Source organism: Tateyamaria sp. (assembly GCF_039945315.1).
Classification (GTDB): Bacteria; Pseudomonadota; Alphaproteobacteria; order Rhodobacterales; family Rhodobacteraceae; genus Tateyamaria.
Genome location: NZ_JBDUXB010000001.1, coordinates 20,727 through 45,599, shown reverse-complemented (window position 1 = coordinate 45,599; position 24,873 = coordinate 20,727). Strand labels below are relative to the sequence as shown.

The window sequence follows — 24,873 nt, the reverse complement described above, 5'->3', positions numbered from 1 at the left end:
ACGAGCCGCGCGTTAGTGGTTGTCGCGCGGCATGTGCTTGCGCGAGATGTCTTGGTATTCGGCGGCGCCTTTCAGCGTCATGCCCTCATCAAAGCGTCCGACGCGGTCGCGGAAGATTTCCTGCCACGGGCTTTGGTTTTCAGGGCTGGCATATCCGCCTGCATCCGACAGAGCGGCGGCGCGTGTTGCGAGTTCGGATGCGTTGATCAGCATATCTGCGGTGCATTTTTTCAGATCGATCCGCACCATATCGCCAGTTTGCAGCAGAGCCAATCCGCCCCCATCCGCAGCCTCAGGCGAGGCGTTGAGTATGGATGGAGAGCCTGACGTGCCCGATTGCCGCCCGTCACCGATGCAGGGGAGCGCGTTGATCCCCTGTTTTAGCAGGTAGGCCGGTGGGCGCATGTTCACGACCTCGGCACCGCCGGGGTAGCCTTTGGGTCCGGCGCCGCGCATGAACAGAATGCAGGTATCATCGATGTTTTCGGCCGGGTCGTCGATGCGGTGGTGAAAGTCCTCGGGTCCGTCAAAGACGATGGCGCGTCCTTCGAACGCTTCGGGATCATCAGGGTTGGACAGGTAACGCGCGCGGAATGCGTCCGAGATCACGGAAGTCTTCATGATCGCGCTGTCAAAGAGGTTGCCTTTGAGGTTGATGAACCCGGCATGGTCCACCATCGGCTCGGACACGGGGCGGATCACGCGGGTGTCTTCGCTGCGCACATCGCCGCAATTTTCGCGCATCGTTTTGCCGTTGGCTGTTATCGCGTCGGGGTGTGGCAGCAAGTCGGCGGCAATCAGTTCGCCGATTACCGCAGGCACGCCGCCCGCATGTTGATAATCCTCGCCCAGATACTCACCTGCGGGCTGCATGTTGACGATCAGAGGAACTTTGTGGCCCACGTTTTGCCAGTCGTCGTTGTCCAGCGGCACGCCGAGGTGGCGCGCGATGCCGTTGAGGTGGATTGGCGCGTTGGTGGACCCACCGATCGCGGAGTTGATGACAATGGTGTTTTCGAACGCCTCGCGCGTCATGATGTCGGAGGGCCGCATGTCTTCCCACACCATGTTGACGATTCGCCGTCCGGTTTCGTATGCCATCTGACCGCGTTCGCGATAGGGGGCCGGGATAGCAGCGGCGCCGGGCAGTTGCATGCCTAACGCTTCGGCAAGACTATTCATCGTGGTCGCAGTGCCCATAGTGTTGCAGTAGCCGACGGACGGGGCCGAAGATGCGACGAGCTCCATAAAGCCGTCATCGTCAATCTCGCCTGCTGCCAGCATCTCGCGCGCTTTCCAGACGATGGTGCCTGAACCGGTGCGTTCGCCTCGGAACCAGCCGTTCAGCATTGGACCGACAGACAGGGCGACGGCCGGGATATTCACGGTGGCGGCGGCCATGAGCAGGGCGGGTGTGGTTTTGTCACAACCGATGTTCAGTACAACGCCATCCAGTGGGTAGCCAAAGAGCGTTTCGACGAGAGACAGATAGGCCAGGTTGCGGTCCAACATGGCTGTAGGCCGCTTGCCGGTTTCCTGAATAGGGTGCACGGGCACATCGATGCAGGTACCGCCGGCGGCGATAATGCCATCGCGCACGCGCTTGGACAGTTCCAAGTGGTGGCGGTTGCAGGGGGAGAGGTCACTGCCGGTCTGCGCGATCCCGATGATCGGTTTTCCCGACTGAAGTTCGGCCCGCGTCAGCCCGTAGTTGAGATAGCGTTCGAGGTAGAGCGCTGTCATTTCCGGGTTGTCGGGGTTCATGAACCATTTGCGCGAACGCAGGTCTTCGATTCCGATTTTTTTGCTCATTGGCCCGACCAGCCTCCGTCGATGATGTGGGGATGTCCGGTGGTGAAACCGCTGTCGTCGCTGCCCAAGTACACCACCAGTGCGGCGATTTCGTCAGCGGTTGCCACCCGGCCCATGGGCTGCCGGGACACGAACTGTTTCAGGGCCTCTTCATAGCTGCCGACCTCTTCGCCAAGTGCTTTGACGCGGTCATGCCAGCTTGGGCTTTCCACGGTGCCGGGACAGATGCAGTTGCAACGGATGCCCTTGGTCACGAAGTCAACGGCGACTGATTTTGTCATGCCGATGACGGCAGCTTTGGTTGTGCCGTAGATAAAACGGTTGGGTGCGCCAATCACGGATGAGCAGGCCGAGGACATATTGATGATCGACCCTGTGCCGCGTTCCACCATGCCTGGCAATGCGGCGCGCATGGTGCGCAGCATCGAGCGGACGTTGAGGTCAAAGGCGAAATCCCATTCGTCATCTGTGGCGTCCAAAACGGTGCCGTGGTGGACGAAGCCAGCGCAGTTGAACAGCAGGTCGGGTTTCGCGCGTGCGACCCCCTCGGCCACGCTGGTATCGTCCAAGGCATTCAAAACAAAGGATTCGACGCCGTCGGGCATATCTCCCAGTAGATCCGCGTTCACATCCGTGGCAAAGACCTGCGCGCCTTCGGCCGCCATTGCTACAACGCTCGCTCGGCCAATGCCTTGGCCTGCGGCTGTCACAAGTGCGCGCTTTCCGTCTAAACGGCCCATAAACTCCCCCCATTCTCATCAGGTGTTGCGCATCGGAAGATGCTGCGTTTTGATGTTAGCGTAGGACAAGCTGTTGGCGTTGACCAGACGTCTCGGCAAAATGGGAGGACGAAGAATGGGATCGCAAAAGGTGGCCTTGTTGGGCACAGGGCTGATGGGCTTTCCCATGGCGCGCAATCTGGCGCAGGCGGGCATAGACCTCACGGTGTGGAACCGTACGCGGGCCAAAGCCGATCCTCTGGCTGAGTTTGGGGCGCGGGTCGTGGATACCACCACCGAAGCGGTCACAGGGGCGGATGTCGTCATCACGATGATGAGTGACGGGCCCACGGTGTTGTCCGTTATTGACGATGTGAAAGGTGCCTTGAGCAATGGTGCCCTGTGGATCGACATGTCCTCGACCAAGCCAGGTGAGGCGCGCGCCCAAGCCGAGAAGTTGGTCTCTGCCGGGGTTGCACATCTCGACGCTCCGGTATCGGGGGGGACCAAAGGGGCGGAAGCTGCGAGCCTTGCTATCATGGTTGGCGGCCGGGCCGAAGATGTGGCGCGTGCGGAGCCAGTTTTAGGCGCAATGGGCCGGCCCGTTCATGTGGGCCCTTCAGGGACCGGGCAGTTATCCAAATTGTGCAATCAGACCATTGTGGCTGTGACGATTGGAGCTGTCGCCGAAGCGATGTTGCTTGCAGAAGAAGGTGGTGCGGACCCTGCGGCCTTGCGCGAAGCCCTCAAGGGTGGGTTTGCCGACAGCACCATTCTGCAGCAACATGGCGAGCGGATGACAACGGGGAATTTTGAACCCGGTGGGCTATCCAAATTCCAACTGAAGGATCTCAACAATGTGCTGGTCGAGGCCGAGGCCGCAAACCTGATTTTGCCCATGACCCAAGGCGTTCGGGACCGGTTCGCCCACTTCGTAGACAACATGAACGGGGCCGATCGGGATCACTCTGGCCTTTACCTTGAACTGCGTGCGCAAAACGGGATGGACACATGATGCGGGTACTTATTCTCGGTGGCGGTGGCATGGTGGGTCAGAAGCTGGTCCACAAGCTGGAGGCCGAAGGGCTGGACGGTGCGCCAGTCACTCTGACGCTGCATGACATGGCGTTTCCTGAGGGTGGCGCGGGCAAGGATCGCCGGGTTGGCAACCTGTCTGTGGCCGCCGAAGGAGCCGCGCTGGCGGCTGAACGCTTCGATGTAATCTATTTCCTCGCCTCCATCGTTTCGGGTGAGGCAGAGACGAATTTCGACCTCGGCTGGCAGGTGAACATGCTGCCGATGTGGCATTTCCTTGAGGCCTTGCGCGCGCAGCATCGCGCGACGGGTGGGGAATATGTTCCTCGGGTCGTTTTCACCTCGTCCATTGCGGTGTTTGGGGGTCCCTATCCGGACAAGATCGGGGATGAATTCCTGACCTCGCCCCAGACCAGCTATGGCGCGCAAAAGGCGTCTTGCGAGTTGATGGTACAGGATTTCAGCCGCAAGGGGTTCATTGATGGGATGTCCCTGCGCCTGCCGACGATTTGTGTGCGTCCGGGCAAGGCCAACCTTGCCGCGTCCTCCTTTTTCTCGGGAATCATTCGTGAGCCTTTGAATGGGATGGAGGCCATCTTGCCGGTCGAGGATACGGTGCGCCACTGGCATGCATCGCCCCGCTCTGCCGCCGGGTTTCTGGCCCATGCCGGGACGCTGGACACGGACCGGTTAGAGGGACGTCGGGCGCTGAACCTTCCGGGTCTATCCTGTACAGTGGCCGAACAGATCGAGGCGTTGCGCGATGTGGCGGGCAACAATGTCGTTGCCTTGATTAAGCCGCAGCCAGATGCGGCCATTGCCAAGATCGTAGATGGGTGGCCACGCAATTTTGCACCGGAACGGGCAAAGGCGTTGGGATTTGAGGCAGAAACGACGTTCCGCGAGATCATTGACGTTTATGTGGCTGAGGATTTGCCGGAACGTTAATCGCGTGGCGACGCCAGCTTGGCAAAATTTGTGGATGGTTAGGAGGCCGCTATCATCAGGTGCCGCGCCAGATGATCGTGGATTTTTTGTCGCGTTAGCGCTTCGTCCCCAGACAGGGCTGCATCCAATATCTGCTGATGGTGCTCGATGTTGTTGGATATGAAGTCGAACGCCCGATCTTCGACCATGAGCTGCTGACGAAAGCGGCAGTAAATCTGGTGGTGCGTGGAGCGCAGCGAATCCGAGCCGCAGGCTGAGATCAGTGTTTCGTGGAATTGCCGTTCCGCTGCGAACCACAGATCGACAAAAGGAGCTCGGTCATCGGCCGTCTGCAAGCGCATCTCTAAGTGACTGAGTTGGTGATGAGCGGCGGTCAGTCGAGCTTCCCATGCGATGCCGCCCAGCCGAATCGACATGGCGGTCCCCTCGGCTTCGAGAAGAACGCGCAGGTGGGTCAGTTCGTTAACAACCTCCGCTGACTTCTGAGGGACGCGAAACCCGCGCTGATCGCGAAATTCGACCAGACCTAGTGTGGAGAGTCTGAACAAAACCTCACGTATCGTACTGGCGGAACAACCGAATTCCAGCCGCAAATGCTCGGCCCGGACTTTCTGACCATGCTCAAACCCGTTGGTCATCAGCCGGTATTTGAGGGTTTCGTAAATGTCTGTGTTGTGCAGCAAGCGACACCGTCGTCAATTGATTTGGCTCAGGACAGTAAATCACAAAATCTCGAAATTTCAACAAAATCTCAAAAATAGCCAATATTTCTAGTTTTTTGTTGTCGTGCGTGAAATCTCCGCTTAGCCTCGGGAACACAGTGCGTGAAAGTGGGCCCAAGACCCGAGTGCGCGCGATGCAAAATGTATCTGGGAGGATAATATGACATTCATGAAGAAGGCGGCATCCGTCGCCGCCGTGGCTGCGCTTGCGGCAAGTACGGCAATGACAGCTGGCGCGCAGGAAACCAAACTGCGCATCCAAACACACTACGCACCAGAAACCGTGTCGGGTAAGCTGGCCGCACAATACGTCGAAGACATTCAGACAATGTCTGGCGGCGGCATCCAGGTTGAAATGTTCTACAGCTCGTCTGTTGTAAAGTCGGTTGAGACTTTTGACGCGGCGGCCACGGGCATTCTTGACTGTGACATGACCGGTGGTGGCTACCAAACTGGTAAAAACTCGGCGTTCCAATTCGTGGGCGACATCATGGGCGGCTACGACACGCCTTACCAACAGCTGAGCTGGCTGTATTTCGGTGGTGGTCGTGAAGCAGCGGCACCCCTGTACAACAAGTACGGCATGGAGCTGATCGGCTGGTGGGTTTACGGCCAAGAGTCGTTTGCGTCTTCCAAGCCAATCGAGAAGGTCGCTGACTTTAAAGACTGGAAATTCCGTTCGCCCCCCGGCATGGAAACCAAAATCTTTGAGAAACTCGGCGCCTCGCCTATCGTGATGGACTTCACCGAGATCTTTACCGCTCTGGAAACAGGCATCATCGACGGTGCGGACGCATCCGGTCTGGCCAACAACGTCGGCCTTGGTCTGTACGACATCGTTAAGTATGCAAACTTCCCCGGCTTCCACTCGATGCCTTCGGATCACTTGGCGTGCAACAAAGCCGTGTTCGACGCGATGCCCGCAGCGCACCAGACGATCATGAAGGTCGCTATGGAAGCACTGGCTCTGCGCACAGCGCTGACGTTTGAAAAAGCGAATGCTGAAGCGGCGGCTCAACTGCGTGCAGACGGTGTGACTTTGTCTCAGTGGGCGCCTGAGGAGCTGCAAAAGTTCCGCAATGCGGCCCAAGCCACATGGCCTGAGTTTGCTGATACGCCAGAAGCCAAAGCGTTGGTGGAATCGCACCTCGGCTACCTGACGCAACTCGGCCTCGTGTCCCAGTAAGCGGCTATGCTATCAGGGGTCCCGCTATGGCGGGACCCCATCCACTTGAAGGCGCACGATAAGACGCGCTCAAGAATTTTCGGGACAGGGGGATTATGTGATGCAGGTGCGCTCCGGCACTCTGATTGAATGGCTCGTGCCAATGGCCTTCATTTTCGCAGCGGGCTGGGTTGTTTGGCACATGCCGGCTTTCACTCTGACGTTTTTCCCACCAACCGACCCGTCCGAATTCGACAAGCTGTCGGCGCTGTTTGGCCGCGTGGATGTCACGCCCGGTTTGAGCGGCTTGTTCGGTGGAACTGCTGACATCGTTGATTGGTTGGCAATGATTTGCATTCCGATTTTGATCTATATTGGCGTACGCACTGTGCGCCGCGCCGGCATGGAGTTCGAAAGCTGGAAACCGGCAGACCGACTGGCTGTCTTTATTGGCCGCGTCACCATGATGCTGATCGTTTGTCTGACGTCCGTGATGCTTTACGAGGTGATGCTGCGCTATGTGTTCGAAGCGCCCACACTCTGGGCCAACGAAATGTCACTTTGGTTGGCCGGGTTCGTATTCTTGTGTGCGGGCCTATATGCGATGCAGCAGCGCAGCCATATCCGAATTGTCCTGCTTTATGATGCAGTGCCGCGCTGGCTCCAGCGTGTGTTCGACACGATTTCCACTGTGCTAATCGTCACTTTTGCATTCTTTCTAATCTATGGCGGCTATGGCGAGGCATTCGACAAATTCTATCGCTGGGAAACCTTTGGCACCGCCTTTGATCCTCCGATTCCTGCCACGCTGAAACCCATGGTTCTGCTTATCGTCGGGTTGGTGGCCATTCAGGCTGTCGTCAATCTGATCTCTGACTGGAACAAGGAAGAGGTCTATTACGGTGGCGACGATCTGGACGAGGACGAGATCGCTCGCATCAAAGCCCAAGTCGGAACGGACGGTGTCGGCGACATCGACGTGACCGGTCAGCACGTTTCCGCAAAGGACTGATCCATGGATATTGGTACAATTTCTCTGGTCCTGATGTTGGGCCTGATCCTGCTTCTGGCCATCGGCATGCCGCTAGGGCTTGCCTCGGCTGTATTGGCCGTTCTGGTGCTGGTGATGAAGTTCGAGCCCGAACTTCTTCTGGCCCCCTGGACCTTTGGAGATGGCATTTTGACCGGCAGGCCCGGATCGGGGCCGCTCAATATCTTAGCCCAGAAAATATATGGGCTCTTAACGGACTATGTCCTCATATCCATTCCGCTGTTCATCTTCATGGCCGCACTGCTCGAACGCTCGGGTATCGCAAAGGAGATGTATTCATCCCTCAACGTCTGGCTGAACCGTACTCGCGGTGGCATCGCCATCGTTACATCGATCATGGCCGTAATCATGGCCGCGATGTCAGGTATCATTGGCGGTGAAGTTGTTCTGCTAGGCTTGATCGCGTTGCCGCAAATGTTGAGGCTTGGCTATAACCAGAACCTCGCGATCGGTGTGATTTGTGCATCCGGCTCCTTGGGCACCATGATTCCCCCGTCTATCGTTCTGATCATCTATGGCCTCATCACTGAAACCTCGATCAAGGCGCTGTTCACTGCGTCCTTTATCCCCGGTTTCATGCTGGCCTCGTTCATCATCATCTACATCATCATTCGCACACAGCTGAAACCAGAGGACGCGCCGCTGCCCGAACCGGTCGAGGGTGAACCGCAAGGCAGCGAAAAGGCAGGCCTGTTCTTTGCCTTCCTCAACGTGCTGGTCGCCGGCTTTGGTACCGCGCTGTTCCTGCGGGCATGTTTCTTTGAATTTTCCGGGTCGAACGCGGCGAACACGGGTGATGCGGCCTTCTGGGGCACATCCGAATACATCTACATCTTTGGTATCATGGTGGCTGTCAGCCTCGGGCTGGCCTTTTTCGTATTTGGCAAAGACCGCACTGTGACCGGCTGGTCGATGGGCAAAGGTCTTGTGCCGCCCATTGTTGTGATCGGCGTTGTCATGGGATCGATCTATGGTGGGATCACCGGGATCACCGAGGCGGCTGGCATGGGCGCGGCAGCGGTCTTTATCATTGCGCTTTTGCGGGGTGAAGCCTCGACCGAACTGGTCTGGGACTCGCTGATGCGTACATTAAAATCCACCGGCACGATCATCTGGGTGACCATCGGTGCCGCCACTCTGGCGGGGGCCTACACCATTGCAGGCGGGCCGACTTATGTGGCCGATTTCATCGTTGGCTCTGAACTGCCCACGATGTTGGTGATTCTGCTGATGATGCTGATCCTGCTGTTCATGGGCGCATTCATGGACTGGGTCGGGATCGTTCTGCTGATCATCCCAGTCTTCCTGCCCATCGTTCTGCGCTTGCCCTTGGACGAGATTGGTCTGTTCGGAGAGTTGAACCCGCGCCACGTGGCGATCTGGTTCGGGGTGGTGTTCTGTATGAACATGCAGGTGAGCTTCCTTTCGCCTCCGTTTGGCCCTGCGGCGTTCTACCTCAAATCGGTGGCTCCTCCGCACATCACGCTGACCGACATCTTCAAGGGTTTCCTGCCATTCATTGGCATCCAGCTGATCGCACTTTCGGTGCTGTTGATCTATCCGCCGATCATATCCATCCTGCTTTAGAGGAGTGGGAGAATGCTGACAGACGCCCAAGTCACGCAGTTCTATTCGGCGGGATATCTGGTTGTTGATGATGTGCTGCCCTGTGATGTGCTGGGCAGCGTGCGGGCGGAATACAGCGATCTTCTGGACTCGCTTTATGACGGATGGTCAGGGGAAGGGCGCGTGCCGGATGGGCGTGATATGGATTTCTGGGCCAAGCTCAGCGCGTCATATGCCGCAGGCTGCGACTGGTTTCAGCCCATGGACATCAGCCTGCCGGGAGGAGAGATCGCGCCCGATACGCCAATGCATTTTGGACCTGCCATTTTTGATTTGGTGATGCACGAACGCATCCTTGATCTGGCAGAGGCATTGATTGGGCCTGAACTGACGCTCAATCCAATCCAGCATGTACGCATCAAACCCCCGAGCCCTCAGTTGGGCGCAGATGAAACGCGCGCACACATCACCCGTACTGACTGGCATCAGGACCGCGCTGTCGGGCTCGAAGAAGCCGACCAGACGGACATGGTCACCGTTTGGGTTGCGATTACGGATGCTACTTTGGACAACGGTTGTCTTCAGGTTATGCCCAGCATTGATGCCGGTATGTTGCCCCATTGCCCGCAGGTGCAGACGGCGATTGCACCCAAGTTTCTGGATATTGACCGTGCCCTTCCATTGCCCGTGAAGGCCGGGGGTGTTGTACTGTTTCATCCCTTGGTGCCACATGCGTCGCTGCCAAACATGTCAGATGGTTTTCGCTGGTCTTTTGATCTTCGCTTTTCCAAGACAGGTCAGAATACGGGGCGTGAACACTTTCCAAGTTTCATTGCGCGCAGCCATGTGACACCAAAGGCAGAACTGAAGGATTGGCGGGTCTGGCGTGATGCATGGTTTGCGACGCGCGACCGTCTTGCCGTGAGCCCGCATATTCCGATCCACCGCTGGGCGTCCGACGCTCCGTATTGCGCTTGAGAGAACAAATGGATTTCATTCGTCTTGATGAAACAGACACTGTCGTAACCGCCACCCGCGCTCTCGAAGTTGGGGTTACCATTGAAGACGTCAAAACGCGTGCCCTGATTCCGTCGGGACACAAGATAGCCGCTTGCGATATGGCAAAGGGCACTCCGATCCGCAAATACGCGCAAGTGATCGGGTACGCGGCCCAGGACATCCAAGCAGGCGATCACGTCCACACACACAACGTCGAATTCCGGGCCACAGATGTGGAATACGAATTCGGCACAAACCTACGACCCGCCACGCCCTCGGGCGGAGACACCTTTATGGGTTATCAGCGGGAAAACGGGTCGGTGGGCACGCGCAACTACGTGGCCATTGTCACATCTGTGAACTGCTCGGCCACTGCGGCCCGCATGATTGCCGCGCATTTCACACCGGACATTCTGGCGGCCTACCCCAACGTGGATGGCGTCGTTGCCTTTGTTCATGGCACTGGCTGTGGCATGGCCGATTCTGGGGATGGGTTCGAGGCCTTGCAACGTGTCATGTGGGGCTATGCCCGTCATCCTAACCATGCCGCTGTTCTGATGGTGGGCCTTGGGTGCGAGATGAACCAGATCGACTGGTTGCTCGAGGCGTGGGGGCTGAAGCAAGGGCCAACGTTCCAGACGATGAACATCCAGTCAGTGGCCGGACTACGCCGTACGATTGAAAAGGGTATCGAGAAAGTCGAGGCGATGCTGCCCATCGCGAATGAGGCGACACGCACGCCATGTCCTGTCTCTGCACTGAAAGTTGCGTTGCAGTGCGGTGGATCGGACGCGTGGTCTGGGATCACTGCCAATCCGGCATTGGGTTATGCGACGGACCTGCTGGTGGCCCAAGGGGGCACAGGCGTTTTGGCCGAAACGCCTGAGATTTATGGGGCTGAGCACCTGTTGACCGCCCGCGCTGCTGATCGTGCGACGGGCGATCGCCTGATCGGTTTGATCAAATGGTGGGAAGATTACACAGAGCGCAACAAGGGCAGCATGGACAACAACCCCAGCCCGGGAAACAAGGCAGGTGGGTTGACCACTATCCTTGAAAAGTCACTGGGTGCAGCGGCCAAAGGGGGCACCACCCCCCTGACGGGCGTTTACAAATACGCGGAAATCGTGCGCGCAAACGGGTTCACCTTCATGGACAGTCCCGGCTATGACCCGGCCAGCGTGACGGGGCAGATCGCCGGAGGGTGCAACCTCGTGTGCTTTACCACCGGGCGCGGGTCTGCCTTTGGATCGAAACCGGCACCCACCATCAAGGTGGCCACCAATTCTGCGATGTACAACCGCATGACCGAAGACATGGATGTGAACGCAGGCACCATGTTGACGGACGGCGTTTCCCTTGAGGAAAAAGGGCGCGAAATCTACGACCTGTTCCTGCGCGTCGCGAGCGGGGAAATGAGCAAATCTGAAGCACAGGGCCTTGGGGATTATGAGTTCGTCCCATGGCAGATTGGCGCGGTGATGTGATGGAATGCCTGAGCGCCGCCCAAAAAGAACAATTTGAAGAACTTGGTTATCTGCTGGTCGAAAACCAGATTCCGGCGGATTGGCTGAAAAAGATTCGCGACGAGATTACGCGGTTCGAAGCCGAAGCCGCCACGATGACGGCCAGCAATGATCGCCTTGATCTTGAAGACAGTCACACGGCGGACGATCCGCGTCTGCGGCGGATCAAACTGCCTCACACGATATCGGATGTGATGCGCGAGCTGATGTATTCCGATCATGTCTTGGCTCCCGCGCGTGACCTCATCGGGCCGAACCTTCGGCTGCACACGACTAAGCTGAACATGAAATCAGCGGGCTATGGGGCTGCGGTTGAGTGGCACCAGGACTATGCGTTTTATCCGCACACCAATGACGACATCCTCGCTATTGGAATCTGCATTGACGACATGGCGCCGGAAAATGGGCCACTTATGGTCTATCCGGGCAGCCACAAGGGGCCAGTGTTTGACCACCATGTAGACGGTGTGTTTGCAGGTGCGATGCTTCCCCAAGAAAACGGCCTGAACCCCGACGATGTGGTCCAATTGACCGGCCCTGCCGGGTCTATCAGCATTCATCACGGGCGCATCGTTCATGGTTCTGCCCTGAACACGTCGGACCGCGCGCGGCGCATCCTGTTCTACGAAATGATGGCGGCGGATGCTTTTCCCATTATGGGAAGCATGACCAAATGGGCAGGCATCGAAGACTATAACACGCGTATGCTTTGTGGTGAGACCACTCTTACGCCGCGCCTCAAAGACATCCCGATCCGCATTCCGCAACCACAACCGGATGTGCCGATCTCGATTTATGAAATCCAGAAGGGGCTGAAAACACGCGCCTTTGACACCATTCCGCACAAGGAGAAGACCAAATGAGCAAACCTACAATTGGATTTATGGGCCTTGGCCTGATGGGCGGCGCTATGGTCGGACGCTTGCAGGATCAAGGGTACGCGATGAATGTCATTGCGAACCGCACCCGCACGTATGTGGATCAGGCAATCGCGCGCGGCGCGACTGAGGTGAGCACAAGCAAAGAATTGGCAGAAGCCTCTGACATCGTGATGCTGTGCATGGACACCTCGGCCAATGTCGAGGCGCGGATGCGCGGTGCGGATGGGGTGATCGCAGGCCTGAAACCGGGTGCAGTAGTGATCGACTTTGGCACGTCTTTGCCCGCCTCGACCAAGGCACTTGGCGACGAGGTGGCGGCCGCTGGTGGTCAATACCTTGATGCTCCATTGGGCCGCACGCCGTCGCATGCCAAGGATGGGCTGCTGAACATCATGGGGTCGGGGGACAAGGGTGCTTTTGACAAGCTCAAACCTGTGCTCGACGATCTGGGCGAGAACGTGTTTCACCTTGGCGCACTTGGGTCCGGACACACGATCAAGCTCATCAACAATTTCTTCGGGATGACCGTTGCCAACGCGATGGCCGAAGCCTTTGCGATGGCGGACGTTGCCGGTGTGCCGCGGCAGGATCTCTATAACGTGGTATCTGCCGGCCCGCTAAAGTCCGGCATGATGGATTTCGTCAAAGGATATGCCGTGGACGGTGATCCGAACCAGCTCGCTTTTGCGATCAAGAATGCGGCCAAGGATGTCGGGTACTACGCGCAGATGGCTTCGGATGCCGGGGTTGAATCCATCATGTCTAAATGTGCGCTGACCGCACTCAGCACTGCTCGGGATGCCGGGCAAGCCGATGATATGGTCAGCCAGATGGTCGATTTCTACGCCGACCGGTTCAAGGGGTAACACCGTGGCCATCGCGGCACGCGCACAGCAAGACCGCGCGGCCCTCGGCATCGCAATGACGCTGGGCGCTTATGCTTTTTTCTCCCTGATTGATACATCGGTCAAATGGTTGATCGTGGCCGGCTTGCCCGCAATGCAACTGGCGTTCATGCGGTACTTGCCACACTTCATCATCTCGACGGTGCTTGTGTTACGGCAAGGGGTCAGCTGGTCGAACTTTCAGACTGATCACCTTGGGCTGGTGCTGTTTCGGGGGTTCTTGCTGGCCTCGGCCACGATGTTCAACTTTATTACACTTAAATATCTATCGCTGACGGTGACCGGGTCGATCATGTTTTCCGCTCCGATCATCGTTTGTGCGCTCAGCTGGCCGTTGCTGGGGGAACGCGTTGGGCCGTGGCGTTGGGGCGCGATTTTGCTGGGATTTGTTGGTGTTCTGATCGTGATCCGACCCTTTGACGCGGATTTTCACTGGATCGCGCTGCTGAATGTATACAACGCAGTTTCGCTTGCGCTGTATTCCATCATTACCCGCAAATTGTCCGGGGTGGTCGCAGCCGAAACCATGCAGTTCTACATGGGCGCTATGGGTGCCGTGATGTTGTTGCCATTCGCGTTGAACGTCTGGGTTACGCCAGAGACCCCTCTGCAATGGGGGCTTATGATCGGGCTTGGATTGTGGGGATGGGCCGGTCACGAAGTGTTCTCGCGCGCGCATGCCTACGCGCCTGCGAACACTTTGATGCCTTACACATACAGCTTCCTTCTCTATCTGGCCGTCGCCAGCTATGTCGTGTTCAATGACATTCCGGATGGTTGGACCATTCTGGGCGCAAGCATCATCGTTAGTTCTGGGTTCATCGTATGGTGGCGCACGGGTCGAAAGGAAACTACATGAAAATCGCAGCGATCGGCGAAGCAATGATCGAGCTTTCCATGGCGGGCGAGACAGCCGGGGTGGGCGTGGCCGGGGACTCGCTGAACACGGCCATATACCTCAAGCGCAGCGCACCGGACTTGCAAGTTGACTACATCACACGGCTGGGCACGGATGCATTTTCAGACCGGATTGCCGACTTTATCGCATCCGAAGACATCGGCACGGGCGGTATCCAACGTGATCCCGATGGCACGCCGGGGCTTTATGCCATAACCACCGATGATACTGGCGAACGATCCTTTACCTACTGGCGCGACAGTTCAGCGGCACGGCTAACATTTTTGACGGATCAGGGCCCCGATTTTGCAGCTCTCGCACAATATGACGTGATTTATCTGTCCGGTATAACCATGGCGATCCTGTCCCCGACGACCCGGTCTGCATTGATGCGGTTTTTGCAGGCGTTCCGCAAATCCGGTGGGCGTGTTTGCTATGACAGCAACTACCGGGCCCGTCTTTGGATGGATCCAGAAACCGCGCGGACTCAGAACGAGGCGATGTGGGCGTTGTCTGATATCGCGTTGCCGTCTGTTGATGACGAACAGGAGATCACTGGTGAAACGCCCGAGGTCATCGCACGTCGTTTCCTTGATCGTGGTCGAACCGGAGCACTGAAGCGCGGCGATTTGGGACCGTTGTGTTTGCAGACGGGGGAGACCTACGACTTTCCCAAGGCAGAGGCCGTCGTTGATACCACTTCTGCTGGCGACAGTTTCAACGGTGGGTATCTAGGTGCTTCATTGATGGGCGAATCTCAGACCAACGCGTTGCGCGCCGGGCATGATCTGGCGATGCAGGTGGTGGGGCACAAAGGTGCCATTCTACCAAAGTAGGTGGGGATGCTTTGCGAAAGGGGGCAAAGGTCACAATGGATGTGTTGCTGATTGGTGCAGGCATGGTGGCGCAGACGCATGTTCTCGCGTTGCGGGACAATACGGTTGGGTTGCGACTCTCCGGGGTGCTCGGCCGTGACCCAAAACGCACTGAGAAGTTTTGTGCGCAAGTGGCCGATACCTTAGGTTACACGGTATCAGGGTTCAGTGATATTTCGGATGCTTTGGCCAATCCGCCTGATATGGCCATTCTGATCACGCCGCCAAATGCGCGCGCTGGTTTTGCGAATGCACTGGCGAAGGCGGGCGTTCCGACGCTTATGGAAAAGCCGATTGAGCGAACGCTTGACGCGGCTCGGTCGATTTCGACTGCTTATACCCAGTCTGAGACGCTGGCTGGAGTGTGCTTTCAGCATCGTACGCGCGCTGCGTCTCAAGCCTTGAAGGCACGCTTGTCGGCAGGTGACCTCGGCGACATTGTCCATGTCGAAATCCGCGTTCCGTGGTGGCGAGATCAAGCTTATTACGATGAGCCGGGGCGTGGCAGCTATGACCGTGACGGGGGTGGTGTGATGATCAATCAAGCGATCCACAGCCTTGATCTGGCGTTGTGGTTGGCAGGACCTGTTGCGCGGGTACAAGCTCAAATGAGCACGAGCCCGATACACCAGATGGAAGGCGAAGACATCGCTTCGGCGCTTTTGACCTTCGCCTCAGGTGCTTCAGGCGTTCTGAGTGCCAGCACGGTTGCATACCCGGGTGGCGCAGAAAGTATCGCGATCACGACTGCCAAGGCACATGTGCTGTTGCAGGGCGATACTCTCCGTATCGACTGGTATAACGGCCGTCAGGACTTGATGACACCCGACACAGGTACCGGCACAGGCGGTGGCGCTGATCCGATGGCGTTTTCCCATGGCTGGCACCAGTCTGTAATCGAGGATTTTGCGCAGGCGGTACGTGACGAGGCGGCCCCTTTGGTTCCCATGGACGAGGCGTTGCACGTGCATGCTGTCATTCATGCGATGGAGCAAGCCGCGCGCAACCAAACACTTACGGATGTTCCTGCATGACACTCAGTTTTGTCGCCCTTGGGCTGGATCACCGCCACATATACGGCATGACGGAAAACATGATGCGCATCGGTGGTCGTTGCCTTGGCTATTGGACCGACGGCACACCACAACCGCTGGCGGGCTATGTCGAACGCTTCCCTGAGCTTCATCGTTTTACAACGCTTGAGGAGGCGCTTGGTGCTGGTGCTGACCTTGCGCTTGTCTCTGCAATCCCGGCGGATCGCGCTGGCCTGTCAATCCGTGCGATGCAATCCGGCCATGATGTTATGACGGACAAGCCGGGATGCACGACGATGGAGCAACTCGAACAGATCAAGGCAGCCGTAGCGGAAACCGGGCGCATCTGGTCGATCAATTTCTCTGAACGTTTTGAGGTCCCTTGCGTTACGCTCGCGGATCAACTGGTGCAGGAGGGTGCTATTGGGCGCGTTGTGCACACGACGGGTCTTGGTCCTCACCGCCTAAACCGGGCAACGCGTCCAGATTGGTTTTTTGAGCGGGAAAGATACGGAGGCGTACTGACGGATATAGCGTCACATCAGATCGACCAGTTCCTTCATTTCACTGGCTCCGAAAGTGCTGACGTAACGATGGCACATGTCGCCAATCACGCCAATCCAGACGATTCAGGTCTGCAGGACTTTGGAGAGGTTGCGCTGCGCGCGCCCAATGCCTCGGGCTATATTCGTGTGGATTGGTACACGCCAGATGCTCTGCCAAATTGGGGGGATGGTCGCCTGACGCTGCTGGGCACTGACGGCTACATCGAGTTGCGCAAGTACGTGGATGTTGCTGGCCGTGCAGGTACCGACGGTTTGATTCTGGTCAACGGAGCGCGCTGCGAAACCATGGACGGGCGCGAGGCTGGGTTGCCCTATTTCGATCGCCTTGCTCACGATATCGCGCACAGAACGGAGACGGCCATGAGCCAAACGCACTGCTTCAAAGTCATGGAGCTGGCCCTTGAGGCGCAGCGCCTTGCAGAGGCAGTTGTGTCATGATCCGGGTTGCTATTCTTGGTGGTGGAATTGGGGCGAAACACCTCGCGGCATATCGGGAGTTGGACGCGTTCGCGGTTACGCATCTTGCTGATCAGGATGCAGAACTGCGCGAAGCATTGTGTGGTGCTGACATTGTGGGTCTGGCGGATATAGACGCAGCTTTGCAGGCGGACGTTGACGTGATCGACATATGCCTGCCCCCGCATATGCACGCACCGGTCGCTATTGCTGCTTTGGAGGCTGGGAAACATGTGATCTGCGAAAAGCCCCTGGCCACATCAATGTCACAGGTCGACGCGATTAGCGCAGCTGCGCGCGATGCTGGCAAACAGGTGTTTCCGGTGTTTCAGTACCGCTTTGGCCCCGCTTTTGATCGGTTGGATGCATTGCGTGTCGCCGGGATGACGGGCCGGCCGCGCGCAGCGTCAATTGAGACGCATTGGAATCGTGCGGCGGATTACTATGCCATTCCTTGGCGCGGGACTTGGGCGGGTGAACAGGGTGGTGCCGTGCTGGGTCACGCAATCCATGCGCATGATTTGTTGTCCCATTTCATGGCGCCCATCCGCCAAGTAACCGCACGGCTTGGAACACTCGTCAATCTGATTGAAACGGAAGATACCGCCGCGCTCATCTTTGATCTTGAGAGTGGGGCCATCGCGACGAGTTCGATCACCCTTGGGGGCGCGACAGATGAAACGCGCTTGCGCTTTGTTTACGAACACCTGACAGCGACTTCCCACACGCTTCCGTACACTCCCGGTGAGGGAGAGTGGACTTTTAAAGCCCGCGATCCGGACCGGCAGAGAGAGGTGGATGCTATCGTTGCGAACGTCCCCTCGCGTCCATCCGGATTTGCAGGCTTCCTTTCGGAAATTGCCAAGTCCCTCGGTGGAGAGCCAAACTCTGCTGTCTCTCTTGAGGATGGAGCGGGTTCGATTGAGCTGGTGACGGCGATCTATGCCTCGCATCGCAGTAGCATGCCTGTGGCGTTGCCCTTGGGCGCCGACCATCCGATGTATGATGGGTGGCAACCATGACGCGGATTGGGGTGGCCGGGGCGGGTTTGATTGGGCGGCAGCATATCGCAGCCATTGATCGAACACCGAATGTGACACTGTCCGCGGTGCTTGATCCTTCGGTGTCGGAAATGGAGTGGCCGCGTGCGCGTGACTTGGCGGAACTAGCGAGAGTGTCTGACGGGATCATTCTGGCGGTACCAAATGCGTTGCACGCGCCTATGGCCAAGGAGCTGATCGGTGCAGGTTGCCCAATGCTGATCGAAAAACCGCTGACCGGTACTGCTGCTGAAGGTGCTGATTTGGTGGCTTGTGCTGGTGATGTGCCCATTCTTGTAGGCCATCATCGCCGCCATAACCCGCTCGTGGCCAAGGCCAAAGAGATCATCGACTCTGGTGTTTTGGGCGCTCTCACGGCGGTGCATGGGCAATGCTGGTTGCCCAAACCCGACCATTATTACGAGGCCGACTGGCGGCAGGGTGCGGGTGCAGGACCGTTGTTTATTAACTTGATCCACGATGTGGATGTGCTGATGCACCTGTGTGGACCGGTTGCGAGTGTACAAGCCTTCGAAAGCAACGCAGTCCGAGGGGCAGAAGCCGAGGAAGTCAGCGTTGCCATTCTACGATTTGCCAACGGCGCGCTCGGTACAGTGAACTTGTCTGACGTTAGCCTTGGCCCATGGAGTTGGGAGCTGACGGCTGGCGAAAACCCGGCCTACCCCAAAACGGATCAATCCTCTTACTTGATTGGAGGAACGCATGGGTCACTTTCTCTTCCAAACCTTACCGTGTGGAGCCAAAAAGCTGGCCCGGACTGGTGGGCGCCGATGGATCAAACGCGCCATCCCTTGCCCTTGAGTGATCCACTGTCTGCACAGATTTCACATTTTGCTGACGTGATCGCAGGCCGCGCGGCACCACTGGTTAGCGCGGCGGACGGTTTGCGCGCGGTGCAAGTGATCGAAGCCATCAAGCACGCGGCGCAAACCGGTGCATCCATCGATATCCACTGAAATTCTGAATCGCCTTTTGCCAATCCTGTGCTAGCCTGATGGCGCGCGCCAAAGCGCGTCGCGATAGGGCAGGGGGTGTCTTTTGGACCTGCCCGGCGTCCGCGTATGACGTGAAACCCCACCGGAAAAATGGATGAGAAAAGGAGCATCTGATGCCGTCAGTGGGTGTTATTGGATTGGGAGATATGGGCAGTGGACTGGCCAAGAACCTGATCGCCAACGGATTTGAAACTTGGGGCCGAGACGTGATCGCGGAACGCCACAGTGCCTTTGCGCAGATGGGCGGCCGCGCCGCGACCTCAACTGCCGAAGTGGGGGCAAATGCCCAATATGTCTTTGTCATGGTGATGAAGGGGGTCGAGGCGCAGGACGTTATCCTCGGCGAAGGCGGCTTGGCCAGTTCCATGGTGCCCGGCGGAACCATTTTGCTGACCTCGACCATCAAACCGGCTGAGGCACGCGCCATTGGTGAAGGGTTGAAAGATACAGGCCTCAAGTTGATCGACAGCCCAGTATCGGGTGGCTATCCCGGAGCGCAGGGCGGCACTCTGACTATGATGGCCGCTGCGCCGGACAACGTTCTGGGCGATGCGCGGCCGGTGATGGAGGCTGTGTCCGCCTCTATCCATCATGTCGGAACGGCGCCGGGCGAGGGTCAGGTTGTCAAAGCGTGCCTGCAATCCCTGATCGGATCCATCTTTTCCGCGACATTCGAAGCGGCCGCACTGGCCGCTAAGGCAGGTGTGCCGGGGCAAGTGATATTGGACGTGTTTTCAACCTCATCCGCGGGGTCTGGCATCACCAACAACGCACTGGAAAAGATCATCGACCGTCAGTTCGAAGGGACGGGAAGCCACATCAACACCATGCACAAGGACCTGACAATCTCGATGGCCTTGGGCGAGGAGCTTGGCGTCCCACTCCATACGGCGGCGGCTGCAATGCAGATTTTCCACGCCGGACGCACCCGCCACCCTGACGGAGACAACTGGGTTGCAACCCGTGTGATCGAAGAGATCGTGGGCGCCGAGTTGCACCGTGACGGCGCCAAGGTGACCCGATGAAACTGGGTGTTATTACCGACGGGATCAGCCGGGATTTGGCACATGCCGTCGACGTTATGGACGAATTTGAGCTGACCTACGCCGAGTTGCAATTCGTAGGCGATACTGAAGTCGGCGATCATTCCGCAGAGGAAATCAGCGCTATGAACAGCCTTCTGCGCGATCGAGGAAAACCAGTCAGTTGCCTGTCCCGCCACATATTTGCTGGTACCACATCTGCGAACCGGCCTGGCGATCCTTTGCACACCCAGCATATGGACGCGCTCAAGCGAGTGATCGACATGGCCCATGTGGTCGGTAGCCCGCTGGTGCGCATCATGACTCCGAAGAAGGAACAAATCCTGTGGGGGCGAAATGGAGCAGAACGCTGGAATGTCGCCAAGGGGGCCTGGGATCAGGTGGCCCCGTTGATTGCACCCGCGGTGGAATTGGCGCGGAGTGAGGAAATCATGCTGGTCGTCGAAACCGGCAACGGGACCATGGTCAACTCGAACTACACTGCGCGCAAGCTGATCGAAGAATTGGATGCTGCCGACGTCTTGAAGGTGCTGTGGGATCCTGCGAACAACTGCTGGTGCCACGAGCTGGCCTATCCGGACGGGTATGATGAGGTGAAAGCCGGCCTGCTTGGCCATATTCACATAAAGGACGTGCTGGTCGATACGCCTCGTGCAACGTTGGAAGTGCGTGAGATGGGTCACGGGCAATTAGGTCCGTTTTTTCAGCCCATGGCGGATGCCTTGCGCAGTGATGGCTACGCAGGTGTTGTGTCCTTCGAAAGCGTTTATCATCCCGGAAACGGGGATTTTGAGGCTGGGTTCTGCGCCTGTATCGACCGCTTCCGAGAGATCTTTGAGCCTGACTGACGCCTGGCTCAAACGACCCTGCCGTCGCCATTCGTCGCGCGATCTGTGCGCCAAAAGAATTGTGATGTGCTTTGTTTGATGACCTGTGCCAACCTGACTTCATAAGAACAGGTGGGACCCTTTGATGAAAAAAGAAATTGTGGCGCAGCTATCTGCGCTGGACGACCGTAGCCCGGCCTACGCGCTCGTCGGCGAAGTCGATTTGGTGGTGGTGCGGTTTGATGATGAAGTCTCGGTCTTTTATGGGCGGTGTCTGCATCGGGGTGCGTTGATGTCGGATGGTTTTGTGCGCGGGAACAACCTGATCTGCGGTTTGCATGACTGGGATTATCGTCTGGATAGCGGTGTCAGTGAATACGCCAATGACGAGGCCCTTCCAAAGTTCAAAAGCTGGATCGAAGCCGACGACGTTTGTGTCGATGCGGATGAGATTTCGGCATGGGCGCATGCCAACCCGCAGCCCTTTAATCGCGACAGCTATCTTGGACTTTATGCCGACACATCGCATGGAACTGAGGAAGAACCGTATACCGGTCTGATCCAACAATACGCGCGGGATGGGTTGTCCAAGACGGGCCATCACGGTGTGGTCGATGCAATGGGTGTGCCGCGCCATACGCTTCCGGACTGGGACGATATCCAAATCATCACGGCTCAATTGCACAAAGCTCCACTGCTGGACAACGACGCCGTCGGTACTGAAGTCGTCATCGGCCCAAACGCGCAAAAACCGCTGCGCCTAGACATCCCTTTGTTCGTGTCTGACATGTCTTATGGGGCGCTTTCTGAACCTGCCAAAGTTGCCCTTGCGCGCGGTGCCGAACTTGCTGGGACGGGCATCTGTTCGGGCGAAGGCGGGATGCTGCCCGAAGAGCAGGAGGCGAACTCAAAGTACTTCTACGAGCTGGCGTCGGGCCGCTTTGGCTTTACTTGGGACAAGTTGGCCAAAGCGCAGGCGTTCCATTTCAAAGGTGGGCAGGGGGCCAAGACGGGCACGGGCGGCCATTTGCCCGGCCACAAGGTCACCGGCAAGATCGCCGAAGTGCGCGGGCTGGACGAAGGCCAAGACGCCATTTCTCCAGCGCGGTTTCCTGACTGGAGCGACCCGCTACAGATCAAAGATTTTGCCGACCAGGTGCGGGATCGCACTGGGGGTATTCCGATTGGATACAAGCTGAGCGCCCAGCACATCGAAAAGGATATTGATGCCGCTCTGACCGTGGGCGTCGATTACATTATCCTTGATGGGCGCGGGGGTGGTACGGGTGCGGCCCCCATTATTTTCCGTGACAACATCTCGGTCCCCACAATTCCGGCATTGGCGCGGGCACGTGCGCATCTCGACCGGCTTGAGCGCAACGATGTCTCTCTGGTCATCACCGGCGGGCTGCGCAAGCCTGCGGATTTTGTCAAAGCGTTGGCTATGGGTGCGGACGCGATTGCAGTGTCCAATTCCGCGATGCAGGCGATCGGATGCATCGCGATGCGCGCGTGCCACACGAACAACTGCCCGGTGGGTATCGCAAGTCAAAAACCGCATCTGGTGAGCCGCCTGGTCGTGGAAAAATCCGCGCGCCAATTGGCCAATTTCTTCGAGGCCAGCACCGAGTTGATGCAAGTGATGGCGCGGGCCTGTGGCCACGATCATCTTGGGAAATTCAACGCGAGCGATCTGACCACATGGAAACGGGACATGTCCGATATCTCGGGCGTTGCGTTTGGAGGACTGTCATGAGCGAGACTTTGGATTGGATCAGCGTCGGACACACCGGCGATCTTCCCGAAGGACGGGTCAAGACCGTCACTGCGCGCACAACCTCGATCTGCCTGTCTCACTTCGACGGGCAATGGGCGGCGATGAACAACCATTGTCCGCTCCAGCGCGGTCCCTTGGGTGAGGGCTCAATTGAGCGCGGCGAAGGCGGCAAGTGCTGGATCCGATGTCCGTGGCACGGTTGGGATTTTGATCCGCTGACGGGTAAGCCACCCGGGGGCCACGAGGATACCGGGCAGACGATTTACCCGGTGAAGATCGAAGGCGAAGAGATCTTTGTCGGGCTTGAACCCGAGCCTCAGCATCAGCGCACGGTGAGCGATCAGATGGCCGAAAGCATGGTCAACTGGGGCATCAAGCACGTGTTTGGAATGGTGGGGCATTCCAACCTTGGTCTTGCTGATGCCATACGGATGCGCGTTGAAGCCGGTGAGATGAAGTATATCGGCATCCGTCACGAAGGGGCGGCGGCCTTTGCCGCATCGGCCTATGGTAAGTTGACCGGCCATCCTGCGGCCTGCCTGACCATTGCAGGACCGGGTGCCACCAACCTTTTGACCGGCCTGTGGGATGCAAAAGTGGACCGCGCGCCTGTACTGGCGTTGACCGGTCAGGTTCAAACGCAGGTATTTGGACCCGGCGCGTTTCAGGACATTGATCTAGCGTCGGCCTTCGACGCCGTCAGCAAATTCAGCCAAACGGTTCTGTCGACATCGAATCACTCTGAACTTGTGTCGCTGGCGATGAAAAACGCGCTCGTGGAACAGGACGTGGCGCATCTGATCTTTCCGGATGATATGCAGACCAATCCATCTGACAAACCAGCCAGCGCGCCCGATGGGCGCATGGGCCGCGCGGTTGTGAAGCCAAGCGATGAAGATGTCTCGGATGCGCTCGCATTGCTTAACAAGGCGGAGCGCCCGATCCTCGTGGTGGGGCACGGCGCGTGGGATCATATGGAGGCGATCACGAAGCTGGCCGTTGATCTGGGTGCGCCGGTTCTGACGACGTTCAAGGGCAAGGGATTGATTGCGGATGATCACCCTAACGCCGCGGGCGTCCTTGGTCGCTCAGGTACGCCCATCGCCAGTTGGTTCATGAACGAAGCGGACCTGATCCTGACCCTTGGCACGTCATTTTCCAACCACACCGGAATCGAACGGGGCAAGACCATCATTCAGGTCGATTACGAACGGATGCAGTTGGGCAAGTTCCATCCCGTTACCTTGCCGATCTGGGCAGAGATTGGTGCATTTTGCGAAGGCATTGCGCCGCAAATCAACCGACCGGCCGATGCCCCCGATCAGGTTGGCGAACTGGCTGAACGTTGGCAGATGTGGCGAGACGAAAAACAGACCCGCTTGAGCGAGGAAGGCGGCAAAGGCATCCACTCTGCGGCGATCTTTGCCGCTTTGTCCCGCGTGGCGCCAAGCGATGCGATTATTGCTGTGGACGTGGGCAACAATACCTACTCCTTTGGCCGCTATTTTGAGACAAAAGGACAGCGCGTGCTGATGTCTGGCTATCTCGGGTCCATTGGTTTTGGCTTCCCCGCCGGTATGGGTGCTTGGGCTGCGACGCAGGATTTCGAGTGGTTGAAGGGGCGCAAAGTGATCTCGATTTCGGGCGATGGTGGGTTCGGCCAATACCCAATGGAACTGACCACTGCCGTTAAGTACGGGATGGATATGACCCATGTCCTCTTGCACAACGGAGAGCTTGGTAAGATATCCAAAGAGCAACGCTCTGGTGAATGGCCGGTTTGGGAGACCAACCTGCACAACCCATCCTTTGCCGCCTTTGCCAAGATTTGCGGTGCGCACGGGGAAAAGGTCGTCGCAGCAGATGCCATCGAGGCGGCGTTGCAAAAGGCGCTCGATGTGGACGGCCCGGCCCTGGTGGAGATCATGACCGACGCTGATCTGGTGTGATCACTGCCGCAGTCATCGGTTAGAACGCGGGCCAGTCGCACAGGCTGGATCCCGTATCAGGAC

22 protein-coding genes are annotated in these 24,873 nt (G+C 57.7%); 19 read left to right on the top strand and 3 right to left on the bottom strand.

Annotated elements, in window-relative coordinates; genetic code table 11:
- Nucleotides 1-12: 12 nt before the first annotated feature.
- Complete coding sequence (locus ABJD00_RS00220) at nucleotides 13-1,812, bottom strand: IlvD/Edd family dehydratase (protein ID WP_413828948.1); 1,800 nt, start codon at nucleotides 1,810-1,812, stop codon at nucleotides 13-15.
- Nucleotides 1,809-2,552, bottom strand: a complete 744-nt coding sequence (locus ABJD00_RS00215) for an SDR family oxidoreductase (protein WP_413828946.1) — start codon at nucleotides 2,550-2,552, stop codon at nucleotides 1,809-1,811. Before ABJD00_RS00215 ends, ABJD00_RS00220 begins: the two co-directional genes overlap by 4 nt.
- 100 nt (nucleotides 2,553-2,652) lie before the next feature.
- Here ABJD00_RS00215 and ABJD00_RS00210 point away from each other — a divergent pair, with 100 nt between their 5' ends.
- Nucleotides 2,653-3,546, top strand: a complete 894-nt coding sequence (locus ABJD00_RS00210; protein ID WP_413828970.1) for an NAD(P)-dependent oxidoreductase — start codon at nucleotides 2,653-2,655, stop codon at nucleotides 3,544-3,546.
- Nucleotides 3,543-4,514, top strand: a complete 972-nt coding sequence (gene denD / locus ABJD00_RS00205) for a D-erythronate dehydrogenase (RefSeq protein WP_413828944.1) — start codon at nucleotides 3,543-3,545, stop codon at nucleotides 4,512-4,514. Before ABJD00_RS00210 ends, denD begins: the two co-directional genes overlap by 4 nt.
- 38 nt (nucleotides 4,515-4,552) lie before the next feature.
- On the opposite strand, the gene ABJD00_RS00200 is transcribed toward denD, so the two are convergent.
- Nucleotides 4,553-5,197, bottom strand: coding sequence for a GntR family transcriptional regulator (locus ABJD00_RS00200; protein WP_413828942.1), 645 nt, complete (start codon nucleotides 5,195-5,197; stop codon nucleotides 4,553-4,555).
- A gap of 199 nt (nucleotides 5,198-5,396) precedes the next feature.
- Here ABJD00_RS00200 and ABJD00_RS00195 point away from each other — a divergent pair, with 199 nt between their 5' ends.
- The 17 genes from ABJD00_RS00195 (at nucleotide 5,397) to ABJD00_RS00115 (ending at nucleotide 24,810) form a co-directional block, all read left to right on the top strand.
- Entirely contained in the window at nucleotides 5,397-6,422 is a 1,026-nt protein-coding gene (locus ABJD00_RS00195) for a TRAP transporter substrate-binding protein (protein ID WP_413828940.1), read from the top strand.
- Between the two features lie 100 nt (nucleotides 6,423-6,522).
- Nucleotides 6,523-7,413: a TRAP transporter small permease subunit gene (locus ABJD00_RS00190; protein ID WP_413828938.1), complete on the top strand. Its 891-nt coding sequence runs from the start codon at nucleotides 6,523-6,525 to the stop codon at nucleotides 7,411-7,413.
- A 3-nt stretch (nucleotides 7,414-7,416) separates the two neighbouring features.
- Complete coding sequence (locus ABJD00_RS00185; RefSeq protein ID WP_413828936.1) at nucleotides 7,417-9,039, top strand: TRAP transporter large permease; 1,623 nt, start codon at nucleotides 7,417-7,419, stop codon at nucleotides 9,037-9,039.
- A 12-nt stretch (nucleotides 9,040-9,051) separates the two neighbouring features.
- On the top strand, nucleotides 9,052-9,996 hold the full coding sequence (locus ABJD00_RS00180) for a phytanoyl-CoA dioxygenase family protein (protein WP_413828935.1): 945 nt from the start codon (nucleotides 9,052-9,054) through the stop codon (nucleotides 9,994-9,996).
- Nucleotides 9,997-10,004: 8 nt separating this feature from the next.
- Complete coding sequence (locus ABJD00_RS00175; RefSeq protein WP_413828933.1) at nucleotides 10,005-11,504, top strand: UxaA family hydrolase; 1,500 nt, start codon at nucleotides 10,005-10,007, stop codon at nucleotides 11,502-11,504.
- Nucleotides 11,480-12,406 (top strand): phytanoyl-CoA dioxygenase family protein, encoded by a 927-nt coding sequence (locus ABJD00_RS00170; protein ID WP_413828931.1) that lies wholly within the window; start codon nucleotides 11,480-11,482, stop codon nucleotides 12,404-12,406. Before ABJD00_RS00175 ends, ABJD00_RS00170 begins: the two co-directional genes overlap by 25 nt.
- On the top strand, nucleotides 12,403-13,290 hold the full coding sequence (locus ABJD00_RS00165) for an NAD(P)-dependent oxidoreductase (RefSeq protein WP_413828929.1): 888 nt from the start codon (nucleotides 12,403-12,405) through the stop codon (nucleotides 13,288-13,290). The genes ABJD00_RS00170 and ABJD00_RS00165 overlap by 4 nt, the downstream gene beginning before the upstream one ends.
- A gap of 4 nt (nucleotides 13,291-13,294) precedes the next feature.
- Nucleotides 13,295-14,188, top strand: a complete 894-nt coding sequence (locus ABJD00_RS00160) for a DMT family transporter (RefSeq protein ID WP_413828927.1) — start codon at nucleotides 13,295-13,297, stop codon at nucleotides 14,186-14,188.
- Nucleotides 14,185-15,063 (top strand): sugar kinase, encoded by an 879-nt coding sequence (locus ABJD00_RS00155; RefSeq protein ID WP_413828925.1) that lies wholly within the window; start codon nucleotides 14,185-14,187, stop codon nucleotides 15,061-15,063. The genes ABJD00_RS00160 and ABJD00_RS00155 overlap by 4 nt, the downstream gene beginning before the upstream one ends.
- A gap of 11 nt (nucleotides 15,064-15,074) precedes the next feature.
- Nucleotides 15,075-16,136 carry a Gfo/Idh/MocA family protein gene (locus ABJD00_RS00150; RefSeq protein ID WP_413828923.1) on the top strand — a complete coding sequence of 354 codons (1,062 nt, stop codon included), beginning with the start codon at nucleotides 15,075-15,077 and terminating at the stop codon, nucleotides 16,134-16,136.
- A complete protein-coding gene (locus tag ABJD00_RS00145; RefSeq protein WP_413828921.1) occupies nucleotides 16,133-17,140 on the top strand; it encodes a Gfo/Idh/MocA family protein in 1,008 nt (335 codons plus the stop codon). The genes ABJD00_RS00150 and ABJD00_RS00145 overlap by 4 nt, the downstream gene beginning before the upstream one ends.
- Entirely contained in the window at nucleotides 17,137-18,180 is a 1,044-nt protein-coding gene (locus ABJD00_RS00140; protein ID WP_413828919.1) for a Gfo/Idh/MocA family protein, read from the top strand. Before ABJD00_RS00145 ends, ABJD00_RS00140 begins: the two co-directional genes overlap by 4 nt.
- Nucleotides 18,177-19,175 carry a Gfo/Idh/MocA family protein gene (locus tag ABJD00_RS00135; RefSeq protein ID WP_413828917.1) on the top strand — a complete coding sequence of 333 codons (999 nt, stop codon included), beginning with the start codon at nucleotides 18,177-18,179 and terminating at the stop codon, nucleotides 19,173-19,175. The genes ABJD00_RS00140 and ABJD00_RS00135 overlap by 4 nt, the downstream gene beginning before the upstream one ends.
- A gap of 152 nt (nucleotides 19,176-19,327) precedes the next feature.
- Nucleotides 19,328-20,239 carry an NAD(P)-dependent oxidoreductase gene (locus ABJD00_RS00130; protein WP_413828915.1) on the top strand — a complete coding sequence of 304 codons (912 nt, stop codon included), beginning with the start codon at nucleotides 19,328-19,330 and terminating at the stop codon, nucleotides 20,237-20,239.
- Nucleotides 20,236-21,105 carry a sugar phosphate isomerase/epimerase family protein gene (locus tag ABJD00_RS00125; protein ID WP_413828913.1) on the top strand — a complete coding sequence of 290 codons (870 nt, stop codon included), beginning with the start codon at nucleotides 20,236-20,238 and terminating at the stop codon, nucleotides 21,103-21,105. The genes ABJD00_RS00130 and ABJD00_RS00125 overlap by 4 nt, the downstream gene beginning before the upstream one ends.
- A gap of 124 nt (nucleotides 21,106-21,229) precedes the next feature.
- On the top strand, nucleotides 21,230-22,840 hold the full coding sequence (locus tag ABJD00_RS00120; protein WP_413828911.1) for a glutamate synthase-related protein: 1,611 nt from the start codon (nucleotides 21,230-21,232) through the stop codon (nucleotides 22,838-22,840).
- The gene (locus tag ABJD00_RS00115; RefSeq protein ID WP_413828909.1) at nucleotides 22,837-24,810 is read left to right on the top strand and encodes a thiamine pyrophosphate-binding protein; all 1,974 of its coding nucleotides are present in this window, start codon (nucleotides 22,837-22,839) and stop codon (nucleotides 24,808-24,810) included. The genes ABJD00_RS00120 and ABJD00_RS00115 overlap by 4 nt, the downstream gene beginning before the upstream one ends.
- The last annotated feature ends 63 nt before the right edge of the window (nucleotides 24,811-24,873 follow it).

Excerpts from the sequence above, each read along its gene's own strand:
- ABJD00_RS00220 (WP_413828948.1), bottom strand. The coding sequence starts at position 1,812 with ATGAGCAAAAAAATCGGAATCGAAGACCTGCGTTCGCGCAAATGGTTC.
- ABJD00_RS00215 (WP_413828946.1), bottom strand. The coding sequence starts at position 2,552 with ATGGGCCGTTTAGACGGAAAGCGCGCACTTGTGACAGCCGCAGGCCAA.
- ABJD00_RS00210 (WP_413828970.1), top strand. The coding sequence starts at position 2,653 with ATGGGAGGACGAAGAATGGGATCGCAAAAGGTGGCCTTGTTGGGCACA.
- denD (WP_413828944.1), top strand. The coding sequence starts at position 3,543 with ATGATGCGGGTACTTATTCTCGGTGGCGGTGGCATGGTGGGTCAGAAG.
- ABJD00_RS00195 (WP_413828940.1), top strand. The coding sequence starts at position 5,397 with ATGACATTCATGAAGAAGGCGGCATCCGTCGCCGCCGTGGCTGCGCTT.
- ABJD00_RS00190 (WP_413828938.1), top strand. The coding sequence starts at position 6,523 with ATGCAGGTGCGCTCCGGCACTCTGATTGAATGGCTCGTGCCAATGGCC.
- ABJD00_RS00185 (WP_413828936.1), top strand. The coding sequence starts at position 7,417 with ATGGATATTGGTACAATTTCTCTGGTCCTGATGTTGGGCCTGATCCTG.
- ABJD00_RS00180 (WP_413828935.1), top strand. The coding sequence starts at position 9,052 with ATGCTGACAGACGCCCAAGTCACGCAGTTCTATTCGGCGGGATATCTG.
- ABJD00_RS00175 (WP_413828933.1), top strand. The coding sequence starts at position 10,005 with ATGGATTTCATTCGTCTTGATGAAACAGACACTGTCGTAACCGCCACC.
- ABJD00_RS00170 (WP_413828931.1), top strand. The coding sequence starts at position 11,480 with ATGGCAGATTGGCGCGGTGATGTGATGGAATGCCTGAGCGCCGCCCAA.
- ABJD00_RS00165 (WP_413828929.1), top strand. The coding sequence starts at position 12,403 with ATGAGCAAACCTACAATTGGATTTATGGGCCTTGGCCTGATGGGCGGC.
- ABJD00_RS00155 (WP_413828925.1), top strand. The coding sequence starts at position 14,185 with ATGAAAATCGCAGCGATCGGCGAAGCAATGATCGAGCTTTCCATGGCG.
- ABJD00_RS00145 (WP_413828921.1), top strand. The coding sequence starts at position 16,133 with ATGACACTCAGTTTTGTCGCCCTTGGGCTGGATCACCGCCACATATAC.
- ABJD00_RS00140 (WP_413828919.1), top strand. The coding sequence starts at position 17,137 with ATGATCCGGGTTGCTATTCTTGGTGGTGGAATTGGGGCGAAACACCTC.
- ABJD00_RS00135 (WP_413828917.1), top strand. The coding sequence starts at position 18,177 with ATGACGCGGATTGGGGTGGCCGGGGCGGGTTTGATTGGGCGGCAGCAT.
- ABJD00_RS00130 (WP_413828915.1), top strand. The coding sequence starts at position 19,328 with ATGCCGTCAGTGGGTGTTATTGGATTGGGAGATATGGGCAGTGGACTG.
- ABJD00_RS00125 (WP_413828913.1), top strand. The coding sequence starts at position 20,236 with ATGAAACTGGGTGTTATTACCGACGGGATCAGCCGGGATTTGGCACAT.
- ABJD00_RS00120 (WP_413828911.1), top strand. The coding sequence starts at position 21,230 with ATGAAAAAAGAAATTGTGGCGCAGCTATCTGCGCTGGACGACCGTAGC.
- ABJD00_RS00115 (WP_413828909.1), top strand. The coding sequence starts at position 22,837 with ATGAGCGAGACTTTGGATTGGATCAGCGTCGGACACACCGGCGATCTT.